This window comes from Peribacillus sp. AS_2 (genome assembly GCF_026891895.1).
GTDB lineage: Bacteria > Bacillota > Bacilli > Bacillales > DSM-1321 > Peribacillus > Peribacillus frigoritolerans.
The window spans coordinates 372,083-391,782 of record NZ_JAPTGA010000004.1 but is presented as its reverse complement, the minus strand read 5'-3'; the positions used below and the strand labels follow the sequence as shown (position 1 = coordinate 391,782).

Here is a 19,700-nt window from a genome sequence, read left to right as displayed (position 1 = left end):
AACAAATGAATCAATGGTTAGATATTTCTCAGCGCCTCAATGAAAATACGCCATATTGGCCAGGAGATACGCAATATTCATATCGGCTGAATTCATCAATGGCTGAAGGGTCTTCCGTCAATGTAGGGGAAATCCGGATGAGTACACATTTAGGAACTCATATTGATGCTCCCTATCATTTTGATGAGAATGGAAAAAAAATCATCGAACTCTATCTTGATTTATATATTGGCACTGCTACCGTAGTAAAGGTGGATGCAGCTGAAAGCATTGGCATTAAAGCTTTTGAAGGCATCGAATTGACAGGGGTCCGGCGGTTGTTGGTGGCAACAGGTCAATGGAAGGACCTTAGCCGTTTTCCGGAATGGATTCCACCGGTTGAACCAGATTTAGCTCCCTTCCTTGCAAATAAAGGGGTTAGGCTCCTTGGGCTTGATTTACCTTCAGTGGACTGTCTCGACAGCAAAGAATTACCTTCCCACAATAAACTGTCAGGCTGTGGAATTCATAAACTCGAAGGGCTGGTCCTTGATGGACTGGAGCCTGGGCTGTACGATTTGGCTGCATTGCCGCTGGCATTGGATCAGGGGACGGGAGCCCGGTCAGGCCGTGGTGAAGAAGAAAGGCTGATGAGGGGGATAAAATGATGGGTAAAATTGGAGTTTACGGATCTTCCTTCGATCCGGTCACGAATGTGCATTTATGGACAGCATCCACCATTGCGCATCGTGCTAAGCTGGACAAGGTGATTTTTTTACCTTGCGCAAATGGCCGTATCGATAAACAGATGAAAACAAGCAATGAACACCGTTGGCAAATGCTCAAGCTGGCAATAGGGGGCAACCCGATATTCGAAGTCAGTGATTATGAAATTAATGAACGTGCCGGAACGAGTAAACAATATACTTGGTATACGATGGAATATTTTAAATCTCGATTTCCAAAAGACGAAGTTTACTTCATAATGGGTGCAGATTTACTTGAAGATATTGATAATCAGGAGCTGCCGGTACACTTACGATGGAAATTCAGGGAAAAATTGATTGCCAATCATAAATTCATCGTCATGGCCCGGGATGGAATCGATATGCTGAAAATCATATCCAAAAGTCCATTGCTAAGGAATTATGATGATGGCAATACATTTCACCTTATTGATAAAGGCCTTTCCATGGAAATCAGTTCTACATATATAAGGGATGAATTTGCAATGGGCGGGGAACCACGATATTTACTGCCCGATCAGTGTTATCAGTATATCGTGGAAAATAAGCTTTATCAAAAATCATCAAATTCATAATTATTGGCAAAGTATTAAAAAGGGCTCGATCTTCCCGGTGGATCGAGCCCTTTTCGTTTAGGGAATTTTTCAACCTGCAAAATGTGAATGAATTTAATTAAAGGGACATGCAATACCTAGTTGACAACTTGGTAAACTTTGCTTTATGGTAAGGATATACAAAAATCAAAATAATTGCTGATCAGAGAACTGAAGGCATACTATCTCCCGAAAAATAATTGAAGGGAAATAGAATGCCTTTTTTGCTGTAAAAAGAGGGGGAAGCTCATGAAAAAGTTGATGTTATTGACAAGTTTGATTTTAGCCTTCGGTGTACTTGCTGGATGCAACTCGGAAAAAACGAAAGGGGACGGAACATCGAAGTCAGTAGAGCTTTTGAATGTGTCATATGATCCGACAAGGGAATTGTACCAGGAATTCAATGAAGCGTTCGTGAAGCACTGGAAAGAAGAATCAGGTCAGGATGTAACGATACAACAATCACATGGCGGATCTGGTAAACAGGGCAGGGCTGTCATTGACGGATTGGAGGCGGATGTCGTTACATTGGCATTGGCTTATGATATTGATGCCATTTATGAAGCTAGTAACCTATTAGCGAAGGATTGGCAAAAACGTTTACCTGAGAACTCGACACCATATACATCAACGATTGTGTTTTTGGTGAAAAAGGATAACCCTAAAGGCATTAAAGATTGGGATGATCTGATTAAAAAGGATGTATCCGTCATTACGCCAAACCCAAAGACAAGCGGAGGGGCAAGGTGGAATTACCTGGCTGCCTGGGCTTATGCGGAGAAAAATTTCGATAATGACGAAACAAAAGTGAAGGATTTCATGAAAAAACTTTATCAGAATGTTGAAGTCCTGGATTCAGGGGCCCGCGGTGCAACGACCACTTTTGTGGAAAGGGGAATCGGTGACGTACTGATCGCTTGGGAGAATGAAGCCTATTTAACACTGGAAGAATTCGGTGATGACAAATATGAAATCGTCAACCCTTCAATCAGTATATTAGCAGAGCCACCGGTAGCTGTTATCGATGAAGTGGTCGAGAAAAAAGGAACAAAGGAAGTGGCCGAAGCCTACCTGAAATATCTGTATACGGATGCCGGTCAGGAAATTGCCGCGAAAAACTTCTATCGTCCAAGGGATGAGAAGGTCCTCGCTGAATATGGAGACCAATTTGCCAATATCGATATGGTGACTGTTGATGATACATTTGGCGGTTGGAAAAAAGCTCAGGAAACACATTTTAATGATGGCGGCACATTTGACGAGATTTACCAACAGCAGTAAGCATGAAGGAGAAGGTGTGGCTTTAACATCTTCTCCTTCATAAATCAGAAAAAGGGTTGAGGCGAAGCGATGAATATAGTGACTGAAGGTAAACAGACGAAAAAGAGGACCATACCCGGTTTTGGATTGACGATGGGTTTTACGCTGCTGTATCTCACCATCATCGTTTTGATCCCGTTATCGATGGTTTTTCTAAACACATTTTCAATGGGGTTCCAGGATTTTTGGGCGACCATAACTGAACCGAGGGTTCTCGCTTCTTATAAATTGAGTTTCTTGACAGCGTTAACTGCGGCCTTTGTTAACGCAGTTTTTGGTGTATTGATTGCCTGGGTGCTTACTCGTTATGAGTTTCCCGGCAAAAGGATCATCGATGGACTGGTTGATTTGCCTTTTGCCCTCCCGACTGCCGTTGCAGGAATAACGTTGACCACCTTGTATTCACCTAACGGATGGATCGGGCAATTTTTCAGCTTTAAAGTCGCTTTCACTCCCGCAGGGATCATCATCGCCCTTATATTTATCGGTCTGCCATTCGTGGTGCGGATGGTTCAACCGGTGCTTGAAAATATCGAAAAAGGGATGGAAGAAGCATCTGCCTCTTTAGGGGCGAATCGAATGCAGACATTCATTAAAATCATCTTCCCGGAATTGATTCCAGCGATATTGACGGGTTTTGCCCTTTCTTTTGCGAGGGCACTTGGAGAGTATGGATCCGTTGTCTTCATTGCCGGAAATATGCCATTTAAAACGGAAATTTCCCCGCTGATCATCATGACAAAGCTTGAACAGTATGATTATGAAGGTGCAACAGCTGTTGCAGCCGTCATGCTCATTATTACATTTATAATTTTGTTGACCATCAATATCTTACAATGGTGGACCGGCAAAAGATATTCAGGGAAGTAGGGGGGATATGATGGAACATGATCATTCAGTGGTTGCAAAAGCGAATCACCCAGTCATTATTACGAGAAACGCAACTAAAGAGCCTAAATCCATACAGTGGATCCTCATTTCCATTGTATTGCTATTTCTCACTTTGTTTTTAGTAGTCCCATTAATCGCAATCTTTGTAAAAGCCTTTGAAAAAGGTGCCGAAGCTTATTTTGCGGCCATCGCCCATCCTGATGCCGTGGCTGCGATTAAGTTAACATTGATCGTTGTCCTCATCACCTTGCCGCTCAATGCCATATTTGGAGTGGTTGCTGCGTGGACGATAACAAAATATGATTTCAAGGGAAAAAACTTCTTAATAACATTGATAGATTTGCCTTTTTCCGTTTCACCGGTCATTGCCGGGTTGATTTTTGTCCTTCTGTTCGGCTTACATGGAACACTTGGTCCACTGCTGCAATCACTTGACATTAAAGTGATCTTTTCAATACCAGGGATTGTCATCGCCTCCATTTTCATTACCTTCCCATTCATTGCGCGCGAATTGATCCCGCTCATGCAAAGTCAGGGGACGTCTGAAGAAGAGGCCTCACTCACGCTGGGTGCGGGAGGGTTCAAGACATTTTGGTATGTGACGCTTCCCAATATAAAATGGGGACTTTTATATGGAATCATCCTTTGTAATGCCAGAATAATTGGGGAGTTTGGAGCTGTATCGGTCGTATCAGGCCATATACGGGGCATGACCAATACGATGCCGCTTCATATTGAAATCTTATACAATGAATATCAATTTTCGGCCGCTTTTGCGGTTGCATCCCTGATGTCCATCTTTGCAATCATAACGTTGATCATTAAAAGCTTCATAGAATGGAAAACGGACTTTAAATCGACCAAAGCGAGATAGGAGGAATGAAATGAGTATCATCATTGAAAATGTTACAAAATATTACGGGTCCTATCAAGCACTCCAAAACATCGATCTGGAAATAAAGAGCGGTGAACTAGTAGCCCTGCTTGGCCCTTCCGGATCGGGAAAAACGTCATTACTGCGTATCATCGCAGGCCTTGAACAGGCTGAGAAGGGAAATATCCTTTTTAATGAAGAGAATTACACGCATAAGCATGTAAAAGATCGAAATGTGGGTTTCGTCTTTCAGCATTATGCCCTTTTTCGTAATATGACCATTTTTGATAATATCGCCTATGGATTAAAGGTTCGCCCAAGAAAAACAAGGCCCAGTAAAGAAGTTATCGAACAAAAGGTTACCGAATTGCTTCAACTCGTCAAGCTGGAAGGATATAAAGATCGTTATCCATCGCAATTATCAGGCGGCCAGCGCCAGCGTGTCGCATTGGCAAGGGCACTGGCGGTTGAACCGAATATCCTTTTGCTTGATGAACCATTCGGGGCATTGGATGCCAAGGTTCGCAAAGAACTTCGGCGTTGGCTAAGAAGGCTTCACGACGAATTCAATGTAACGAGCGTGTTCGTGACACATGATCAGGAAGAGGCGATGGATGTTGCTGATCGGGTCGTAATCATGAATGAAGGGAAAATTGAACAGATTGGAACCCCGGAAGAAGTATATGATCACCCTGAAAATCCCTTTGTTTATGATTTTCTAGGCAGTGTCAATCTATTCAAGGGCAACGTGCATAAAGGGAAATTGGTTACTGGCAATGTAGAAATGAATGCCCCGGGCAGTGAAGATGGAGCGGGCACTGGTTATGTAAGGGCCCATAACTTTATCATAGAAAGAGAACCAGCGGAAAAGGATTCGATCGCATCCATAGTTGACCACATCCATACAATTGGCCCCATCGTCCGGATAGAAGTCATTCGTCAGGATACAAACGAACCGCTGGAAATCGAACTGACGAAGGAACAATATTTGAATCTGGAAATAAGCAAAGGGGAAAGGGTATTCGTCCGACCGAAAGAATTGAAAGTTTTTGTCGACTTTATGGCTGGAATTTAAGAGTGGGTCGAATCTTGACGAAAAAACCGCTGAAAGCGGTTTTTTTTAATAGACTTTCAGAAAACCTTCCTCCATGATTGGTAAATGAGCTGAAATCTGTTCCAAAAGGGCTACCGTGCCTTCACAGGTGGTGAGTTTTTGTCTGCCAATAGTCCATGGTCCCTTGGTGCTAAACACTAGATAGAAAGTCTTGCATCGAAATGTGAAGGTGATTATGTAAGATATTGGATGTTTTATCACGTGAAAAAGTCGAATCTTTATGTTTAATGTTAAAATTGAAATATAATTGTAATATTGTTATTACGTATTTGACAAAATCTGATGATATACTACGACTTAGGTGAAAACATAGTAGAGTTTAAGAAATGTATTTAATATTATCTCAACCTTAGAAGATTACATAAAGAGTAAAAAAAATAGAGAAGAGTTCCCAGCAAATTATTTTGACTAATCATTTTTCATAGAGAAAAAGAAGTGGGTCGATGGAAATGCAAGGGGAGGAAAGCAGGGGAAATGAGTTTGAAGAAAAAACTTATCGTATTGAACACGACAATTATGCTTGGATTAGGAAGCGCTTTTGCCATACCGTCTGTAAAAGCTGAATCTATCACGGATATTCAATCGCAACGTACTGGAATACAATCAGATATTTCAGAGGCAGAACAAGTTATTCAGCAATTGAAAAAAGAACAATCGAAAATGAATGCCCAAATTGCCCAGATCGAATCGGCAATGAAAGAAAATGACCAAAAAATCAAAGATACTAAACAAGAAATTAATGACACCGAAAAAGACATAGAATCTTTAAAGAAAGAAATTAAAGCGTTGGAAGAAAGAATCGCAAAACGCGAGGAAGTCTTGAAAGAGCGCGCACTTTCTTTCCAAGAGAGCGGCGGGGACGTTGAGTACCTGGAAGTTGTTTTAGGTTCTAAAAGCTTTGGTGAATTCGTTAATCGTGTTGGGGCGGTAGCCACTATCGTGGAAGCTGACCAACAGATTCTTAGCGAGCAGGAAGCGGATAAAGCTGACTTAGAGAAAAAACAAGCGACAGTTGAGAAGAAATTGCAAAGCCTTAAGGATATGGAAGTAGAGCTTAAAGGCATGCAATCTCAAATTGAAGATCAAAAAGCTGAAACTGTCAACATGAAGGCTAAGATCGAAAAGAAAGAATCGGAAACAGAAGCGCTTAAACAATCTTTAGAGAATAAAGATGCTGGTCTAGAAGCACAAATAGCTTCCATTCGTGAAAATATCAAAAAAGAGGAAGAACGTAAAGCATCGGAAAAAGCAGATCTTGACCGTGCTGCTGAAGAAGTGAATTCTTCAAATGCTTCCAGTGAAGGATCTTCAAGTTCTTCTAGCGAAGAATCATCAAGTTCGTCTAAAGGAGAGGCTTCTGTAAAAAGTTCTTCTAAAGCTGAATCATCTTCAAATTCATCTAAAAACAGTTCTGATAAACCTGCGGCAGCTAGTAAGCCTGCAGCCAGTAAAACCGTAACATCTAGCAAGCCAAGCAGTGCAAATACAGGCTCTGCCATTACTGCAGGTTATAAATATATCGGTAACTCCACATATAAATTTGGTGGTGGAAGAACGGCATCCGATATTGCTAACGGTCTTTTCGATTGCTCAGCATTCGTTGCATGGGCTTATAAACAAGCTGGTGTGAACCTTCCAGCCAGTACGGATGCATTGAAAAATGCGGGACGTCAAGTATCTGATAGTCAAAAACAACCTGGAGATTTAGTATTTTTCAATACCTATAAAACGGATGGGCATGTCGGAATTTATGTCGGCGGCGGCAAATTTATCGGTTCCCAAAGTTCAACAGGTGTTGCGATTGCCAATATGGATAGTGGATATTGGGCAGGTGTATACAACGGCCGTGTCGTTCGTGTAAACTAATAGTTCAATAATAAGCAGGGGAGAAAATGCCCCTGTTTATTTTTTTTGAAAAAAAGTCAAAAAAAATGAAACTTATTTTGATATTCAACGTAAATACTATAAGATAAAATAAGGATAGGTGATGTGGACTTTCAGTAATCTGGGTAAAGATATAATGAAACAACATTCCATACTATTAAACGGAGGCAAAAAACATGATGAAAAAATTTATGGCTGCATTACTTACAATTACACTAGCATTCTCGCCAGTCGGCACTTATGTATTCCAGGATCATACGGAGTCAGTCGATGCAAGGGGTTACAAGTCCGGAAAAAGAAGCTTTAACAGCAACAACAATAATAATTCGAATTTCCAAAATAAACAAACGAAGAAATCCGATGCCACTACTGCCAATAAAGCCAAGAGTGGAAACACATTCGCAAAAGGCGGCTTAATGAAAGGACTTATGCTAGGAGGATTGGCAGGTTTACTTTTTGGTAGCCTATTTGCCAATATGGGAATGCTTGGTTCTATACTTGGTCTATTAATCAACGTGATGGCGGTTGTAGTATTAATCGTTGTAATCCGTAAAATATTCACATATTTCAAAGATAAGAAGAAGAAAGAAGATCCAAACCCATGGAGAGGCTAAAGATTTCCGAACAAGATATCATCAATGCGGTTTGTGTTTACATTGCCCGTAAAAAGCAGGTACAACCTAATGAGGTGGAAGTGGAGTTAATGTATGATGATGATTATGGCTTTTCGGCGGAAGCGTTTGTCGATGGCCGCAAACAAGTGTTAATCACCATCAACTTGATAGAAGCGCTTCGTTTATGGCTGGATGAATATATGAATAAAGATCCATACTCAGGTATTGAACTTGTTTTGGATGATGATGAAGGTATAGTGGCTTTGGTAAGTGAAAGTAATAGATGAGTAAAAAAGGATGCCATAACGGCATCCTTTTTTTATTTAAAAAGCTACAAGTCGTCAGGGAGAAGGAAAAGGATAAAAAGAAAATAGAAAAATAGCAAAGTAAATTAAGCAAAATCCTCGATTATACATACTATTTCAAACTTAGAAAGAGTAAGGACGAAATATATTTTCCATTTGTTGCAATAAATGGTCCGTGGAAGTAGGATGGAGATATGTTCAAGTCAAAGGAGGAGAAAAAGTGAAAGGGTATATAGAAGATATCACTTTTTTAAATGAAAAGGCCATAAAGTTCGGCAATGAGAAAGTGGAAGCGATCCTTGTACCATCTTTAGGAAGCAATCTGCTTTCATTGAAATACAAGCATAAGGATATTGAGTTGCTGCGAACTCCGGATAGTGTGGAGGAGTATAAAAAAGCTTCCATTTTATACGGAATGCCAATCCTGTTTCCTCCTAATCGAATAGAAGATGGTCAATTTACATATAAGGGGACTTCGTATAAGTTTCCAATCAATGAAATGGAAAAATCCAATCATATTCATGGGTTTTTGCATGACATGCCGTGGAAAGTCCGCAAAAAGGAAGTGAACGGGAAAGAAATCGTGATTAATACTGAATTCTCAAGCTGTGATTTTGATCTAAAAGGTAGCTTTCCACAAGATATCACTGTGAATATGTCTTTATCTTTAAGGGATGAAACATTGGAAATACAATTGGAAATCACCAACAAGGGCATTGAACCATTTCCGTGGGGAGCAGGTTATCATACTGTATTCAATTTTCCATTTGGACCAGTGAGTAAATGGGAGGATTGCAGAATATCTCTTCCCGTCAATAAACATTGGGAGTTGAATGAAAGATCATTGCCCACAGGTGCAATACATGAAACGGCCAATACATTGGAAATCCAAAACGGTATTAGCTTGGACGGCCGGCAATTTGATGACTTATTTGGCTATGATAAGGAAAGAAATCCGGAAAACGAGTGCATTCTCACTGATCAAGAGGCTGGCATACAAGTCCTCTATCAAGGTGATCAACATTTTAAGTTTTGGGTATTGTTCAATCAGGAGGGGTTCGTCTGTCCTGAACCATATACTTGGGTAACGAATGCTCCTAATTTGGATTTGCCTGCAAAATTGACTGGATTGAGGGAGTTATGCTCAGGGGAAACGGTACAGCTGAAAACCAGATTGATTGTGAAAGAAATATAAAAAACACCTAGGCATTTAAAAATGCCTAGGTGTTTAAGGTTATGCTTTTTTTCTCATCCAGAGTGGGTATAGGACGATTCCGAATACATATAAGGCTATGCCTAGTATGAATGTATTCATATCGGCTGTACCTGTCTTGATGACCCAGATCGAGTAGATTAACGCCAAGATTGTAATAATGCCATCACGTACCCTTGAGCCTTTCATGATGTCATAGGTTTCCCCGGTCATCACAAGTTTCAATTGATACAGAACGGATGCAAGGTACGGGATCAAGTAAGCAAGTGTAGCGACGATCATCGAAAATTTATAAGCCTCCAAAATCGTACCTGAAATAGTGGAGAATAAGAATATCTGTGTCATGATATTTGTTATTGTCATAGAACGGACAGGTGTGCCATTTTTATTTGCTTTCGCAAAATAGGCCGGGAACAAATCCGATTTCGCTGCCTGGTAAGGAACTTCCGAGGCAACGACAATCCATCCGATCGTCGATCCCAATAAGGAAATGACGGCAAGAGCAGCCATTATATACGTGCCGCTTGAACCAACTACTTCTTGTAGTGCGTCAACAAGCGGTTTTTGTGATATTTTCAACTCGTCTTGTGATATGGCACCCATCGTCAATAAAGTAATGCCGATATAAATGGCAACAGCGATAAGTAAACCCAGAATCGTCGCTTTCTTTACATCATTTTGTGACTTGGCACGGTTTGAAAGCATGACGGCAGCTTCGATACCGATAAAGGCCCATAATGTTGAAATGGCAGCAGAGTTCACTTGATCACCTAGGGAGATTGCAGTTCCCGCCTTATCATAAAATTCAGCTCCGTTTCCTAGATTGGAAGTATCGAAGATGAATATCGTGATAATGATGAAAAATAAGAATCCAAGCACTTTAGTAACTGTAGCAAAAAGATTCATTTTCCCGGCACTGTTAAAACTTCTTACCAAGATTGCCTGAATCCCCCAAAGGGCAACAGAACATACCGCAAACGTTAATGTTTTACCTAGTTCAAGTTGAAACGAACCCGCTGTATAAATCACTTTTGGACTATGCATCACAGGGAAAAACGTTGAAAGGTAACCAGCAAATGAAATGATGACAGAAGCTGTCGCAGCCCAATTCGCAGCCCAATACCCCCAAGCCATGCTATACCCTGAAACCCTTCCTTTAACAGGAGATTTAAATAATGACTGAGCATAACTTTGAGGTCCAGCCTTCAAATCAGGTTTCCGGATTGCCAGGTTACCAAACACCAAAGCTATTAGAAAAACTCCTAGTCCAGTAACGATCCATGCCAATGTGGACCCTAACGGACTGGATACCTGTGCTAATTGAGCAGGGAGCATGAAAATTCCGCCGCCGACCATATTTCCAATTACGAAAGTGGTCAAAATCAATAAACCCCATTTTTTATTTACCATTTATATCGAACCTTTCTTATATACAAAGTGTGTGTTTATACCGACAACTTATACTAAAATAGTATATCTCAAATAGTTTAGTTTGGTAAAGTGGTAAATAAGTAAAATGTAAAAGGCGGACTAATCAGAAAATTTAAACACAGGATTGACAAAAGGATAAAATTGGATTATAGTAGTAAATACCAAGTTAGTTGGTAAGAATAATGTGGTTTGCCACATTAAATCGTATTTTTTTTTCTATATCATTTGCCATTCCCGAATATTGCCGATTAGTCAACTAAAGGCACCCTTACATCTAATCTGTTAGATGGCGGGTGCCTTTTATTTTTTATAGGGAAGGGAGGGAATATGGAGTTCCTAATAACTGGTTATTCTTATACGGAAAGTTAAGTGATGAGGATATGATAGGTAAACCAAGTTCCCAAGAAAACATTGAAAGTGGGAAGCGCACATGTGCTTGTCGTGCGAACCTTTTTTACATTAGGTGAAAACGAAGCTTTATTACCAGTAGTGAAGGGGAGATATTATGGAAAAGAAAGAAGAATTGAAAATCAGGCATATCATTTCAAGTTTGGAGGATCTGCAATATGGATCGGTTTTAATTACCGTACATGATGGTGAAATCACTCAAGTGGATACCACCGAGAAGAAACGATTCCCATTAGTGAAGGGCCGTGCCGTTAAAGCTAGATGAATGACAGGTATTAAGGGAGCCTTCAATATGAAGGCTCCTGTTTGTAGACTTATGGGGTTCGGAATCAGTTTAACTAAAATAACTGGATCAATACTTGGGCTTCCTACCTTCGAATACATATCTTTCACCAAATCTAAATTAAAGTGAAGTCAATGGAAGCCTGCATTTTACGAACCAAATGGTTCGCCTGCACCAGTTGATCTAAAGTAATCAATTCAAGTTGATCTCGTTGAATAGAATGATGTTTCGAAAGCATCGTCATCACCTCAAGTTTTAATAAATTTATTTTAAAACAAAAAAGATTGTAGGCAAAAGGAGTTCTATCTAAATTTTTAATAGTTAACTGGAGCGGGTGTGCGAGACTCCTGCGGGAATAGCGAGTCCAAGGGAGACTCCACAGGCGCAAGTGCGCCGAGGGCGGACCGTCCGCGGAAAGCGAGTGCCTACGTTCCAATCAACGTCCAAATTTGTACAAGCAAAAAAACTGTAGACTTCAAATATGAAGGCTATTTTTTTATACAAAAATTTATTCAATTTGGAATTTCTAATAAGATTGTACTGCTTTTAACATGGTAGAATAAGTTAGGGTATAAGGGAGTTTTTTATAGGGGTTTAAATGATATCTAAGGGAGGAACAGGGAGTAGATGACCTTACAAACTATAGAACATGATATCTTGGCATTAGTTGAAACATTTAATGGGAGAATCGCATATAAAATTGAAAATGGTCTTGGGGACACGATTGGATATCACGAGAATGAATCCTTTCAATCAGCGAGTTTGATCAAAATACCAATGATCATCGAAGGTTATCGTCAAAGTGAACAAAAGAAAATCTATTTGAACCAACCAGTGACCATCCCGCCTAGTGAAGTGACTGGGGGATCTGGGGTCCTGCATGTCTTATCGAATAAGGTATTTTTGACCGTAGAGGATTTACTGACATTGATGATAACTGTTTCCGACAATACATCCACGAATATGATGATGAACCTGTTGGGCTTTGAAGAAATCACTCAATGCATCAAGGAACTTGGTTTGAAAAATACTGTCCTTGAACGGAAAATGCAGGATTTTAAGGCATTAAAAGAAGGGCGCGACAATACCATTTCGGCAGAAGATACGATTACCTGCTTAAAAGCCATACATACAGGCAACTTTTTAACGAAAGAAAGCCGGGAAAAAATATTGCATGTATTTGACAATCAGCAATTAAGGGATAAACTTCCATCTCTGATGGGCAGAGGAGTCAAGGTCGCAAGCAAAACGGGCGGAATTCGGGGAGTTGCCCATGATTGTGCAATCATTCGGTCAGAAACACAAACTGTTTATGCTGCAGTTCTTACAGAAGACATGAAATCAGAGGAAGAAAGCCGTCAAGTAATCAGTAAAATTGGGAAAATGATATATGATGATATGATCGCAGCAGAATAAACTGACCGATTGAAAAGGGCGGGAAGTCTTTCATGATTTCCCGCTCTTTGGTCTTAGTTATATAGGAGTTAGTGGAAATGAAAGTTATATATGATAAGAAGCGGGGAAAAATTTTGAAAAGGACGATGAAACTTTTTTATGTAATAAGTGTCATAGCGGTACTTGGGTATTTTGGATTTTTGCACATGAAAATTCAGGAAAGCATTCACCAGCAAATTCCGGAAAATGCCGATTACCTCATGATTCTTGGAGCAAGGGTCAAAGGTTCGGTTCCATCATTATCCTTACAATACCGGATTGATAAAGCTGCAGAATATTTATCGGCGAATAAACATACAGTGGTCATTGTATCTGGCGGCAAAGGACCGGGAGAAGATATATCGGAAGCAAAAGCAATGCAACAGGGGCTAATCGCCCAAGGAATTGAAGAAGCACGCATCATGTTGGAAGACAAATCTACAACAACTCACGAAAATATCGTTTTCTCAAAAGAACTCATTCCTGATACAGCAGCTTCAGGGTTGATCGTTAGCAATGACTTTCATATCTACCGGGCAGTCGAAATAGCAAAAAAAGAAGGCTTGGATATGAAGGGATTGCCGGCAAAGACACCAAAAGTGTCACTGTTGAAATCATATACCCGTGAATATCTGGCAATTACCAAATACTATTTGACCGGGTGGATTGGGAGGTAACTTCGAATTCTCCTAAAAGGTGGGGTGATTTCATTATTCGACTTCCACGACAACATTAGGAACTTGCCAAAAATCTTTCTCTTGATATAGCTCCTTAAGTGTCTTATAAACGGGATAACCGGTATAGGAAATCTCGACTCGATCATCAGCGTCCACTTCTTCGACATCTATATCATCAACAAAACCAAGTTGATCATCGATTTCCATTAAATAATACCCGAGTGCCTCATACCCGCTATAGGCTACAATGACCTTACTGTCAAAACCGCTATTAGAAACTTTGTAATATTTCATTGAGGTTCCTCCTTGTTGATAATTCTTTAAGTGAAAATCGTACTGTTTCTTATTACTCTGATATACCCATTAATTACTATCTGAATCATTAAATTGGATAAATAAAGAAAATAAGAAGGCGAAAAGAATGTGGCCATCTTTAAATTATCACTGGAAAATTTGCTATCTGCATCAATTCATGTTAATCTAATATAGAATTGTTTTTGGTTGTGGAAGAGGATACTCGTTATTTTCCAAATGATTAAAAATAGTAATACAATGTGTGTTATGCACTAGGAGGCAACAACAATGGAACAAGGTACAGTTAAATGGTTTAATGCAGAAAAAGGTTTTGGATTTATCGAACGCGAAAACGGAGACGATGTATTCGTACATTTCTCAGCTATCCAAAGCGAAGGCTTCAAATCTTTAGACGAAGGTCAAAAAGTAACTTTCGAAGTTGAGCAAGGTGCACGTGGAGCTCAAGCTGCTAACGTTCAAAAAGCTTAATTTTAAAATTAAATCGTAACCTATATGAACAGACTTCCTCGATGGGAGTCTGTTTTTTATTGTGCAATAAAATGAAAGCAAAAAAAATCCCACTCTGACTGAGTAGGTTTTTAGTGACTTGTCATTAAGCTTTTTTAAATTCTTCTTCAAAGAAAAAAGTAGTCGGATGTTCTTTAACAGTATAAGAATATCTCTTCATGTTTTTAACATATGCCCATTTATTAATGGTTACTGATTCATTAGTATCCTGAATGGTTACTGTTTCACCAGTATTATACTTATTGCTTTTCAATTTAGCCACCCTCTTTACTAATAGTATAACATATTTGGCAATGAAAGATGTGTTCAACATATTCCAATAATACATTGCGTATAAAAAACTGACTAAGCATATGGCAATGAGCCTAATAATTTTGAATGTTGTATAGAAAAAGTTAATGGGTCATGTTTTAGGTTGAACAAGGAGTGGATGTCACAATATGGGACTAAGCGGGGGCAGGCCAAGTTATAGCGAATGAACTTACTCGAAAGCAAGGAGTCGATATTACTATGGGCTTGTCCACCTTTTTGGGCATGAAAAAACAGCCACATGTTCCCGGGTACTGCAGAAATCACGTGGCTGAAGGTTTTCAAGTGATGGAAGGGGCTTAAAGCCGGTTAATTAAAACGCCCAGTCCCCATTACGGAAGACAGGTTCTGAAGTGCCGTCCTGTTTGATGCCGTCGATGTTCATTTTCTCAGATCCAATCATGAAATCGACATGTGTAAGGCTTTCATTCAGTCCATTTTCTGCAAGTTCTTCTGGACCCATGTTTTTTCCGCCTTCAATACAGAAAGCATAGGAGCTGCCGATAGCGAGATGGTTTGATGCATTTTCATCAAATAATGTGTTGAAGAATAAAACATTCGATTGGGAAATGGGTGAGTTGAATGGAACAAGCGCGACTTCACCAAGGTAGTGTGAACCTTCATCCGTTTCAACCAATTGCTTTAGGATTTCTTCTCCTTCTTCTGCTTTTACTTCAATGATCCGTCCTTCTTTAAACGTCACGGAAAAATTATTGATGATGTTTCCGCCGTAACTAAGTGGTTTCGTACTGGAAACCGTACCGTTAACGCCTGTTTTCATTGGAACTGTAAACACTTCTTCGGTTGGCATATTAGCCATGAATTCATGCCCCTGTACGTTAACGCTTCCTGCCCCGACCCATAGATGTTTGTCGGGTAATTCGATTGTCAGGTCGGTTCCGGGAGCCGTATAATGCAATTTTTGGTAATGCTTATCATTTAAATAATCAACCTTTTCATGCAGGGTATCATCGTGTTTTTTCCAGGCTTCCACAGGATCTTTCACATCAACACGAACTGCTTTGAAAATGGCTTCCCATAGGAGGTCAACACGTTTTCCTTCTGCTTCTTCAGGGAATACTTTATCGGCCCAAGCCTTTGAAGGGACGGCAACTATGGACCAGCTCACTTTATCGGATTGCATATACTGACGCCACTTCTTCAGTGCTGTCCCGGATGCTTTTTGGTAGTTGGCAATCCTTTCAGGTTTTACACCTTTTAATAAGTCAGGGCTGGAGGATATGACGGAAAGATAAGCAGCTCCGTTTTCTGCGAGTTCGATCGTTTCTTCTGCGCGCCACTTTGGATATTCGTGGAACACTTCATCTGGAGCCAATTCATATTTGGTACGTGAAACGATATCGTCATTCCAATTAACGATGACATTGCGCGCACCGTTCTCATATGCCTTTTTTACAATGAGACGCACAAGGTCAGCACCCTCTAATGTTGTGTTTACGACCAAGGTTTGATCTTGTTGGATGTTTACGCCGACTTTTACGGCAAGTTCTGCATATTTCTCTAAATTCGTTTGAAAATCACTCATCATTTAAAACTCCTCTTTTCCATTTTCTACATTTTTAATTGTACTTTTTGTCATATAAAAAAGAAACTTTTTACATCGTTTGTGAAAACTACTCGTATACGAAGGAGTTCATTATAACCGGCAGGGAGCTGCTCCAGCAGCATTTTGTCTATCTTGCATTTTACCAAAACTAAAGAAGGAAAGACTATTGAAAAGGTTTGAATAGTTGAATAATTTGATGATTTGGTGCAGTGGATCAATGGACTGAAAGAAAGAGGGCCTCTTTGAGACCCTCTTTCTTAATAGTCAGTAAATCATTTACCCAAATTAATCCAGACACTTTTCACTTCAGAATAGTTGTCCAGTGCATAAGATCCCATTTCACGTCCGATTCCGGATTGTTTGTAGCCGCCGAACGGAGAAGCCGCGTCGAACGCGTTATAACAGTTCACCCATACGGTACCGGCACGGAGTTTTCCTGCAACATAATGGGCATTGGCTATATCGCTTGTCCATAAGCCGGCAGCCAAACCATATTCACTGGCATTTGCACGGTTAATGACATCATCTAAATCCTCGAATGGCATTGCCGCTATGACCGGTCCGAAAATCTCTTCTTTAGCAATCGTCATATCCTCTTCAACACCAGCGAATATAGTAGGAGAAACAAAGTAGCCCTGTTCACCCGGTTTATTTCCGCCGACAAGAACTTCCGCACCCTCGTTTTTCCCCTTTTCAATATAGCCCATTACCCGATTTTGCTGCTCCTCGGAAACAAGCGGCCCAATTTGGGTACTTGGATCCAGGCCTATCCCTTGTTTGATGTTTTTTGCATGGCTAGCCATATCGGCAACAACATTATCATAATGTTTCTTTTGGATATAAACCCTTGAGCCGGCACAGCATACCTGACCTTGGTTAAACATGACCCCATTCAAAGCTCCAGGGATGGCTTTTGAGAAATCCGCATCAGGCAGGATGATGTTTGGCGATTTCCCTCCAAGTTCCAATGTGACCCGTTTCAATGAATATGAAGCGGAACGCATGATCAATTTTCCAACTTCGGTCGAGCCGGTAAATGCGATTTTATTTACTTGCGGGTGGTCGACAAGCGCTTGTCCAGCCGTTTCACCAAAACCGGGAACGATATTGACGACCCCATCAGGGAAACCGGCTTCAGCCAATAATTCAGCCAGGTAAAGAGCGGAAAGCGGTGTTTGCTCAGCGGGCTTTAATATGACCGTACAACCTGTAGCAAGTGCCGCTCCCAGTTTCCACATCGCCATAAGAAGCGGAAAGTTCCATGGGATGATTTGGCCGACAACACCAACAGCCTCGTGTTTCGTGTAGTTAAAGTAATTTCCGCTTACCGGGATGGTCTGTCCAACAATCTTGGTGGACCAGCCAGCAAAATATCTCATATGTTCAATTGCTAAAGGAATGTCGGCATTTGTAGTTTCACTGATTGGTTTCCCATTATCCAACGTTTCCAATTGAGCAAGTTCAGTTTTATTTTCTTCCATTAAATCGGCTAGTTTATACATCAGTCTACTGCGTGCAGCTGCGCTCATTCTTGACCAAGGACCTTCATCGAATGCTTTGCGTGCAGCTTTGACGGCTAAGTCGATATCTTCTTTATCAGCTTCATAAACATCGGCAAGTTTTTGTCCTGTAGCAGGATTAGGAGTGGAGAAGGTTTTTTTTGAAGCACTTTCTACAAACTGACCATTAATATAGAGCTTTTTTGGTCCTGTTAAAAATTTTTGCAGCTTTCCACTTACTTCTAACGTTAGATTTGTCATTAATTACCCTCCTGAATAAAATGTTTATCTTGGGCAAAACATGATGACTTATTGTTAACGCTATGATTGCCAATTTTTATGATAAATGAAAAAAAGGGAATATTCAATCTATAACATTCGACAGAATATCCAAGATTTCTTCATCTATTAAAAAAATGTAGTATTATTTTGTCAAGACATGTGTAATTACTATAGCAAAAATGAAAGTTAATAGTTAAAATGAAAAAGGATAAAATAACAAGAAGGTCTAAAGTTCTTCAGGAGGAATATATGGGAAATAATGCGAAAATGATATCGCAGCGTAAGTTACTTGGTGTTGCGGGTCTTGGATGGATGTTCGATGCACTTGATGTCGGTATGCTTTCTTTCATCATTGTTGCATTAAAGCAGGATTGGAACTTAACCAGTGAGCAGGTTGGCTGGATTGGGAGCATAAACTCCATAGGAATGGCTGTTGGCGCCGTATTCTTTGGTGCGATGGCCGACAGGGTCGGACGAAAGAATGTCTTTATCATTACTTTATTATTGTTTTCGATCGCAAGTGGCCTGTCTGCAGCAGTCAGTACACTCAGCCTGTTCTTGATATTGCGTTTTTTGATTGGAATGGGACTTGGGGGAGAACTTCCGGTTGCCTCGACATTGGTCTCTGAAAGTGTTGAAGCGAGTAAAAGGGGAAGGGTTGTCGTCCTTCTTGAAAGCTTTTGGGCGGTTGGCTGGATTTTGGCAGCACTCATATCCTATTTCATCATACCGGCTTATGGTTGGCGGGTTGCATTATTATTGAGCGCAGCTCCAGCTTTATATGCGCTGTATCTACGCTTGAAACTGCCGGATTCACCAAAGTATACGGAACTTGAAAAAAAGCAAAGACCATCTGTATTAAGCAATATGAAAAGTGTCTGGAAAAAGGATTACTCCCGTCAGACCCTTGTATTGTGGATTCTATGGTTTTGCGTGGTCTTTTCCTATTATGGGATGTTTTTATGGCTGCCAAGTGTGATGGTCCTTAAAGGCTTCAGCATGATTCAAAGCTTTGAATATGTTTTGATCATGACGCTCGCACAGCTTCCGGGTTATTTTTCAGCTGCATGGCTGATAGAGAAGATGGGACGTAAATTCGTTTTGATCACATACTTAATTGGGACGGCCGTCAGTGCCTTTTTCTTTGGATCGGCAGAGGGGCTGGCACTGCTGATAGTTTCCGGATTGTTCCTCTCTTTCTTCAACCTGGGGGCATGGGGGGCACTTTATGCGTACACCCCTGAACAGTATCCAACATCAGTTCGCGGTACAGGGGCTGGGTTAGCTGCAGGGATCGGGAGGATTGGCGGTGTTCTTGGACCTTTGCTTGTTGGGTATTTAGTTGCCGCAGACACCCCGATTTCTTCGATTTTCACCATTTTTACAATTGCTATTTTAGTGGGGGCAGTTGCCGTGGCTTTTGGGAAGGAAACAAAGAATACCGTTTTGACATAA

The 19,700-nt window shown here is 40.6% G+C and carries 21 protein-coding genes; 15 read left to right on the top strand and 6 right to left on the bottom strand.

Features of this window, described 5'->3' with window-relative positions; all coding sequences use genetic code 11:
- Positions 1-5: 5 nt before the first annotated feature.
- From OTG27_RS09820 to OTG27_RS09775, 10 genes are all read left to right on the top strand, one after another.
- Positions 6-647 (top strand): cyclase family protein, encoded by a 642-nt coding sequence (locus OTG27_RS09820; RefSeq protein WP_307730046.1) that lies wholly within the window; start codon positions 6-8, stop codon positions 645-647.
- Positions 647-1,300, top strand: coding sequence for a nicotinate (nicotinamide) nucleotide adenylyltransferase (gene nadD / locus OTG27_RS09815; RefSeq protein ID WP_057278937.1), 654 nt, complete (start codon positions 647-649; stop codon positions 1,298-1,300). Before OTG27_RS09820 ends, nadD begins: the two co-directional genes overlap by 1 nt.
- A 267-nt stretch (positions 1,301-1,567) precedes the next feature.
- Entirely contained in the window at positions 1,568-2,599 is a 1,032-nt protein-coding gene (locus tag OTG27_RS09810; RefSeq protein WP_098864390.1) for a sulfate ABC transporter substrate-binding protein, read from the top strand.
- Between the two features lie 69 nt (positions 2,600-2,668).
- A complete protein-coding gene (gene cysT / locus OTG27_RS09805; RefSeq protein ID WP_034314330.1) occupies positions 2,669-3,508 on the top strand; it encodes a sulfate ABC transporter permease subunit CysT in 840 nt (279 codons plus the stop codon).
- A gap of 10 nt (positions 3,509-3,518) precedes the next feature.
- Positions 3,519-4,403: a sulfate ABC transporter permease subunit CysW gene (gene cysW, locus OTG27_RS09800; protein WP_095390066.1), complete on the top strand. Its 885-nt coding sequence runs from the start codon at positions 3,519-3,521 to the stop codon at positions 4,401-4,403.
- A 10-nt stretch (positions 4,404-4,413) separates the two neighbouring features.
- Positions 4,414-5,478, top strand: coding sequence for a sulfate/molybdate ABC transporter ATP-binding protein (locus OTG27_RS09795; protein ID WP_268936793.1), 1,065 nt, complete (start codon positions 4,414-4,416; stop codon positions 5,476-5,478).
- A 513-nt stretch (positions 5,479-5,991) separates the two neighbouring features.
- Positions 5,992-7,383, top strand: coding sequence for a C40 family peptidase (locus tag OTG27_RS09790; protein WP_307730045.1), 1,392 nt, complete (start codon positions 5,992-5,994; stop codon positions 7,381-7,383).
- A gap of 197 nt (positions 7,384-7,580) precedes the next feature.
- The gene (locus OTG27_RS09785; RefSeq protein ID WP_098184785.1) at positions 7,581-8,015 is read left to right on the top strand and encodes a hypothetical protein; all 435 of its coding nucleotides are present in this window, start codon (positions 7,581-7,583) and stop codon (positions 8,013-8,015) included.
- Positions 8,003-8,302 (top strand): YxcD family protein, encoded by a 300-nt coding sequence (locus OTG27_RS09780; RefSeq protein WP_034314323.1) that lies wholly within the window; start codon positions 8,003-8,005, stop codon positions 8,300-8,302. Before OTG27_RS09785 ends, OTG27_RS09780 begins: the two co-directional genes overlap by 13 nt.
- Before the next feature lie 238 nt (positions 8,303-8,540).
- Positions 8,541-9,515, top strand: coding sequence for an aldose 1-epimerase (locus OTG27_RS09775; RefSeq protein ID WP_268936792.1), 975 nt, complete (start codon positions 8,541-8,543; stop codon positions 9,513-9,515).
- A 39-nt stretch (positions 9,516-9,554) separates the two neighbouring features.
- On the opposite strand, the gene OTG27_RS09770 is transcribed toward OTG27_RS09775, so the two are convergent.
- Positions 9,555-10,943, bottom strand: coding sequence for an amino acid permease (locus OTG27_RS09770; protein ID WP_268936791.1), 1,389 nt, complete (start codon positions 10,941-10,943; stop codon positions 9,555-9,557).
- A 526-nt stretch (positions 10,944-11,469) separates the two neighbouring features.
- On the opposite strand from OTG27_RS09770, the gene OTG27_RS09765 reads away from it, so the two are divergent.
- Positions 11,470-11,637 carry a YezD family protein gene (locus OTG27_RS09765; protein WP_065311211.1) on the top strand — a complete coding sequence of 56 codons (168 nt, stop codon included), beginning with the start codon at positions 11,470-11,472 and terminating at the stop codon, positions 11,635-11,637.
- 133 nt (positions 11,638-11,770) lie between these two features.
- Here the strand turns inward: OTG27_RS09765 and OTG27_RS09760 are convergent, their stop codons facing one another.
- A complete protein-coding gene (locus OTG27_RS09760; protein ID WP_268936790.1) occupies positions 11,771-11,893 on the bottom strand; it encodes a hypothetical protein in 123 nt (40 codons plus the stop codon).
- Positions 11,894-12,282: 389 nt separating this feature from the next.
- Between OTG27_RS09760 and OTG27_RS09755 the strand changes: the two genes are divergently transcribed.
- Together OTG27_RS09755 and OTG27_RS09750 are read left to right on the top strand one after the other, a co-directional pair.
- Positions 12,283-13,071, top strand: a complete 789-nt coding sequence (locus tag OTG27_RS09755) for a serine hydrolase (protein ID WP_268936789.1) — start codon at positions 12,283-12,285, stop codon at positions 13,069-13,071.
- A 113-nt stretch (positions 13,072-13,184) separates the two neighbouring features.
- The gene (locus tag OTG27_RS09750; protein ID WP_374941254.1) at positions 13,185-13,766 is read left to right on the top strand and encodes a YdcF family protein; all 582 of its coding nucleotides are present in this window, start codon (positions 13,185-13,187) and stop codon (positions 13,764-13,766) included.
- 33 nt (positions 13,767-13,799) lie between these two features.
- On the opposite strand, the gene OTG27_RS09745 is transcribed toward OTG27_RS09750, so the two are convergent.
- Positions 13,800-14,060, bottom strand: coding sequence for a hypothetical protein (locus OTG27_RS09745; protein WP_048687304.1), 261 nt, complete (start codon positions 14,058-14,060; stop codon positions 13,800-13,802).
- Between the two features lie 288 nt (positions 14,061-14,348).
- Here OTG27_RS09745 and cspC point away from each other — a divergent pair, with 288 nt between their 5' ends.
- On the top strand, positions 14,349-14,549 hold the full coding sequence (gene cspC / locus OTG27_RS09740) for a cold shock protein CspC (protein WP_034314312.1): 201 nt from the start codon (positions 14,349-14,351) through the stop codon (positions 14,547-14,549).
- A 124-nt stretch (positions 14,550-14,673) separates the two neighbouring features.
- Here the strand turns inward: cspC and OTG27_RS09735 are convergent, their stop codons facing one another.
- The 3 genes from OTG27_RS09735 to OTG27_RS09725 all read right to left on the bottom strand — a co-directional run bounded on the left by OTG27_RS09735 (position 14,674) and on the right by OTG27_RS09725 (position 18,224).
- The gene (locus tag OTG27_RS09735; RefSeq protein ID WP_164468809.1) at positions 14,674-14,841 is read right to left on the bottom strand and encodes a hypothetical protein; all 168 of its coding nucleotides are present in this window, start codon (positions 14,839-14,841) and stop codon (positions 14,674-14,676) included.
- 369 nt (positions 14,842-15,210) lie between these two features.
- A complete protein-coding gene (locus OTG27_RS09730) occupies positions 15,211-16,443 on the bottom strand; it encodes an aminopeptidase (protein ID WP_268936788.1) in 1,233 nt (410 codons plus the stop codon).
- Positions 16,444-16,736: 293 nt separating this feature from the next.
- Positions 16,737-18,224 (bottom strand): aldehyde dehydrogenase family protein, encoded by a 1,488-nt coding sequence (locus OTG27_RS09725; protein ID WP_034314306.1) that lies wholly within the window; start codon positions 18,222-18,224, stop codon positions 16,737-16,739.
- 270 nt (positions 18,225-18,494) lie between these two features.
- Between OTG27_RS09725 and OTG27_RS09720 the strand changes: the two genes are divergently transcribed.
- Positions 18,495-19,700 carry an MFS transporter gene (locus OTG27_RS09720; protein WP_268936787.1) on the top strand — a complete coding sequence of 402 codons (1,206 nt, stop codon included), beginning with the start codon at positions 18,495-18,497 and terminating at the stop codon, positions 19,698-19,700.

Coding starts and splice junctions, on each gene's coding strand:
- OTG27_RS09810 (WP_098864390.1), top strand. CDS start 1,568: ATGAAAAAGTTGATGTTATTGACAAGTTTGATTTTAGCCTTCGGTGTA.
- OTG27_RS09725 (WP_034314306.1), bottom strand. CDS start 18,224: ATGACAAATCTAACGTTAGAAGTAAGTGGAAAGCTGCAAAAATTTTTA.
- OTG27_RS09820 (WP_307730046.1), top strand. CDS start 6: ATGAATCAATGGTTAGATATTTCTCAGCGCCTCAATGAAAATACGCCA.
- OTG27_RS09770 (WP_268936791.1), bottom strand. CDS start 10,943: ATGGTAAATAAAAAATGGGGTTTATTGATTTTGACCACTTTCGTAATT.
- OTG27_RS09730 (WP_268936788.1), bottom strand. CDS start 16,443: ATGAGTGATTTTCAAACGAATTTAGAGAAATATGCAGAACTTGCCGTA.
- cysW (WP_095390066.1), top strand. CDS start 3,519: ATGGAACATGATCATTCAGTGGTTGCAAAAGCGAATCACCCAGTCATT.
- cspC (WP_034314312.1), top strand. CDS start 14,349: ATGGAACAAGGTACAGTTAAATGGTTTAATGCAGAAAAAGGTTTTGGA.
- OTG27_RS09785 (WP_098184785.1), top strand. CDS start 7,581: ATGAAAAAATTTATGGCTGCATTACTTACAATTACACTAGCATTCTCG.
- OTG27_RS09720 (WP_268936787.1), top strand. CDS start 18,495: ATGGGAAATAATGCGAAAATGATATCGCAGCGTAAGTTACTTGGTGTT.
- nadD (WP_057278937.1), top strand. CDS start 647: ATGGGTAAAATTGGAGTTTACGGATCTTCCTTCGATCCGGTCACGAAT.
- OTG27_RS09795 (WP_268936793.1), top strand. CDS start 4,414: ATGAGTATCATCATTGAAAATGTTACAAAATATTACGGGTCCTATCAA.
- OTG27_RS09790 (WP_307730045.1), top strand. CDS start 5,992: ATGAGTTTGAAGAAAAAACTTATCGTATTGAACACGACAATTATGCTT.
- cysT (WP_034314330.1), top strand. CDS start 2,669: ATGAATATAGTGACTGAAGGTAAACAGACGAAAAAGAGGACCATACCC.
- OTG27_RS09760 (WP_268936790.1), bottom strand. CDS start 11,893: ATGCTTTCGAAACATCATTCTATTCAACGAGATCAACTTGAATTGATT.
- OTG27_RS09755 (WP_268936789.1), top strand. CDS start 12,283: ATGACCTTACAAACTATAGAACATGATATCTTGGCATTAGTTGAAACA.
- OTG27_RS09745 (WP_048687304.1), bottom strand. CDS start 14,060: ATGAAATATTACAAAGTTTCTAATAGCGGTTTTGACAGTAAGGTCATT.
- OTG27_RS09765 (WP_065311211.1), top strand. CDS start 11,470: ATGGAAAAGAAAGAAGAATTGAAAATCAGGCATATCATTTCAAGTTTG.
- OTG27_RS09780 (WP_034314323.1), top strand. CDS start 8,003: ATGGAGAGGCTAAAGATTTCCGAACAAGATATCATCAATGCGGTTTGT.